Source organism: Pedobacter sp. 01T416_2, assembly GCF_056398925.1.
Window position 1 is genome coordinate 1 of sequence record NZ_JBFTQI010000573.1, and the last position, 3,902, is coordinate 3,902.

The 3,902-nt window shown below is 36.3% G+C and carries 2 protein-coding genes and 1 tRNA gene; 2 read left to right on the forward strand and 1 reads right to left on the reverse strand.

The window, feature by feature from the left end; genetic code table 11:
* Positions 1-94: 94 nt before the first annotated feature.
* Positions 95-2,446, reverse strand: coding sequence for an efflux RND transporter permease subunit (locus AC1DPQ_RS20495; protein WP_477610710.1), 2,352 nt, complete (start codon positions 2,444-2,446; stop codon positions 95-97).
* A gap of 121 nt (positions 2,447-2,567) precedes the next feature.
* On the opposite strand from AC1DPQ_RS20495, the gene recO reads away from it, so the two are divergent.
* A complete protein-coding gene (gene recO, locus AC1DPQ_RS20500) occupies positions 2,568-3,293 on the forward strand; it encodes a DNA repair protein RecO (RefSeq protein WP_477610711.1) in 726 nt (241 codons plus the stop codon).
* Positions 3,294-3,388: 95 nt separating this feature from the next.
* Positions 3,389-3,463 (forward strand) — tRNA-Val (locus tag AC1DPQ_RS20505).
* The last annotated feature ends 439 nt before the right edge of the window (positions 3,464-3,902 follow it).

The following is a 3,902-nucleotide window of genomic DNA, read 5'->3' on the forward strand; positions in this document are numbered from 1 at the left end:
GGCTTGGTGATTTTATAAAAATAGCCTTGGGTTTAAACCCAAGGCTATGAATGATATCTATTCTGTAACCGCTAACTGAAAACTCCAAACTCAATTAATGGTCAAACTCACCGGCATTTTTAGCCGATTCTTCATCAGATACCAGCTTTCTTACTTTCTTTTTATCTAGCCATAATACCAGCGCGGGTAATAAAGTTAAATTGAAAATTAAAGCCACCAATAAGGTTATGGATAGGAGCAAGCCAAGTACTACCGTTCCTCCGAAAGTAGATGCCGTAAAAATTCCGAAGCCAAAGAATAAAATTAAAGCGATGTGCGTCATGCTCACGCCTGTTTCGGTAATGGTATCAGTAATTACTTTTGGTACGCTGAAATTGGTCAGATTTAATTCCTGTTGGTAACGGGTTAAGAAATAAATGGTCTGATCGGATGCTAAACCAAAGGCGATGGTAAAAATTAATATGGTAGAAGGTTTTAAGGAAATTCCAAAATAACCCATAATCCCTGCGGTAATAATTAGTGGAACAATGTTGGGCAACAGCGAAATAAACATGATGCCTAAACTCTTAAACTGCATCAGCCTTAAAAGAGAGATCAATACGATGGCGAGAGCTATACTTTCAACCAAATGTTTTAACATATAATCCGTCCCTTTAGAAAAGATAATGCTCGATCCCGTAAGTTCTACATCAAATTTAGATGGAGGCAAAATACTGTCGATCCGCGGTTTTAATTTGGCCATAATGGCGTCTAAACGTTTTGAGCCAACATCAGCCATTTGAAAACTGATCCTTGTACTTTGATTACCCTTGCTGATAAAGTTGGTTAACAAACTTGCATTTCCTTTGCCACCATTGGCGATGTAGGCCAGGATAAAGTTCTTTTCTAAATTATCTGGCAAGCGGAAAAAGGTAGAATCGTTATTGTAAAATGCTTGGGTGGCATACTTTAAACCCATATTTACTGAAATGGAACGCGAAAACTCCGGATAGGAAGAAATCATTTTTTCCAGTTTTTCCATTCTTTTCAGATTGGTTAAATTGAAAACGCCGTTCTTTTTCTTCGTATCTACGCTTACTTCTAAGGGTAAAATACCTTCAAAATTTTTCTCAAAGAACTTTAAATCCGTTAAAATCTCCGAGTTTTTAGGCAGGTCATCAACTACATAACCATTAACATTGATTTTCATCACACCGATAAAGGCAATGATGGATATGATAATCGTTCCGATATAGATCAATCCACTTTTGTGCTGCACCAGTGTATCGGTTTTGACTAATAATTTATGCAAAAAACCTTCTTCAACATGGTTTTGTGCCTTAAGTTTAGGCGCTGGCAAATAACTGAAGATAATTGGGATTAGACATAAACACATTAACCAGGTAATCATTACGTTTATAGAGGCTACACTGCCAAATTGCATCAATAGCTCACTTCCTGTAAAATACAATACGCCAAATCCAATGGCTGCGGTAATGTTCGCAATTAGGGTGGTAATGGCAATTCTTTCTATGGTTACGCTTAAGGCACGCTGTTTATCGCCGTCTTTTCTAAGTTCATTCTGGTATTTGTTTAACAATAAAATACTGTTTGGAATACCAATAATTACAATAAGCGGCGGAATCAGCCCTGTTAAAATAGTAAGTTCGAAACCAAATAGTACCAATGTGCCTATACTCCAGATAACACCCATCACAACCACTAAAATAGGGAAGAATACGGCATAAAATTTCTTGAAGAAAAACAATAAGATTAGCGCAGAAACCAAGATAGATAAGCCCAAAAACAATACGAATTCGTTACTTACCAATTTACTTACCGCGGTACGGATATAAGGCAAGCCAGAAATATGCACCTGTATCTTTGTTGTGGCCTGGAAAGCTTTGGCTTTTGCTTCAATTTCTTTTAAAATAGGGTTACGCTCAGCAGTATTTAAGATTTTGGTATCAAAAGTAATGGCCATTAAGGTAGCATTCTGACGGTTGTAAACCAGTCCTTCGAAAAAAGGATTGCTATAAATGGTATTCTTGATCGAATCCATCTCAGCATCAGTTTTAACCAAACCGCCAGGAAGCGGCTTTAAAACAAATTTTTGGTTTACAGTATCTTTTTCCAGTTGAAAAATCCTTCCTGATGATAAAACCTGCTTAATGCCTTTTAATTTCTGAATATCGTTAGAAAGCTGGACCCATTGGTTGTAAACTTCTTTTTTAAAAATATCAGGCGATTGTATTCCCACCACCATTACACTTCCATCTTCGCCAAAGGTCTTTTTAAAGGCATTATATTTTACAAAAGCACTATCGGTAACGGGCAGGATTTTGCTCCCTGTATAAGAGAGTTTTACATTTTTGGCCTGATAAGCCATGAAAATTGTGCCTAATAAAAAAAATACGATGATTGCGATACGGTTCTGAAGAATAAATCTCGATAGCTTAACCCACATGTGCAGCTTAGTTTAATAATAATATTAACGGCAAAACTAATCTTATTTGTAAAACGTGATTACTTTTTGCACAATTAAATTTGCACAAATAACATACTTTTGAAAAAATTGTTTTAATCGGATGTTGCACAAAGTTAGGGGCATTGTTTTAAAGACCACCAATTACAGTGAAAGCAGTGTAGTAGTGCAGGTGCTTACTGATAAATTCGGCATGCAGTCTTATCTAATTAATGGTGTTAAAAAGCCAAAAGCGAAGATTAAGATGAACATGCTGCAATCGCTCCATTTGTTGGATATGGTGGTTTATCATAAATCAAATACCAATATTCAAAGGGTATCTGAAGTTCGGCAAACACCTGTTTTTAAAAGCATTCCTTACGATATGATTAAAACCAGTATCGTTATTTTTTTAAATGAGGTGCTATATAAAAGCATCAGGCAACAATCAGCTGATGAGAGTTTATTCGATTATATTTTTAATTCGATTGCCTGGTTTGATGAAATTGAAGAGATCAATCCCAATTTTCATTTGTCATTTTTATTAAAACTTACCCGTTTTCTGGGTTTCTCGCCTAATGAGAAAAGGCGAAACGACCAGGTTTATTTCGATCTGCAAGAGGGCGAGTTTACTTCCAGACTGCCAATCCATTCTAATTACCTGCAATTGGAAGATGCCATCGGGTTTATTTCGCTTTTTCATACGCCACTTGAAAAAATTTCTGAAATAAAAATGAGCAATACACAGCGACGATTTCTGTTAGATAAGATATTGGTTTTCTATACCTTACATACGGCGTCGTTCGGAGTGGTACAATCGCATAAAATCCTGGAAACTTTGTTAAGTTGAAAAAAAAGAAAAAAAGATTTGCAGAACAGTTTTATAGCACTATATTTGCATTCCCAAACGGAGGATGGGACATTAAGTTTGACAAAATTATAAAAGGGAAATTAGCTCAGCTGGTTCAGAGCACCTCGTTTACACCGAGGGGGTCGGGGGTTCGAACCCCTCATTTCCCACTCAAGTCCTTCAGTTTTACTGAAGGACTTTTTTGTTTGATATTTATTGAAGCTGGCTCAGAGCACCTCGTTTACACCGAAGGGGCGTCCCGATTGGGATCGGGATCATTTCCCGCTAAGCCTTTAGTAAAATTAGACGGCTTTTAATTCATATAGAAATCACTTTCCTATTAAGATTTCTAAAAGCAATAGACATCCCAAAATAATTAAACAGTTGTTAAAGATGTTTTACACCTATATTCTATATTCCAAAACGCGCGATAAACATTATATCGGTTCTACTGTTAACCTAACAGTTAAAGAAGCACAATACAAATCATTCAGGTTTTACCGGGCATACTGGTGATTGGTTTATTGTCTGGTTCGGGATTTTTGATAATTTAAGAGATGCAAGAATTAAGGAAAACCAGATTAAAAAATGGAAAAGCAGGGTTATGAT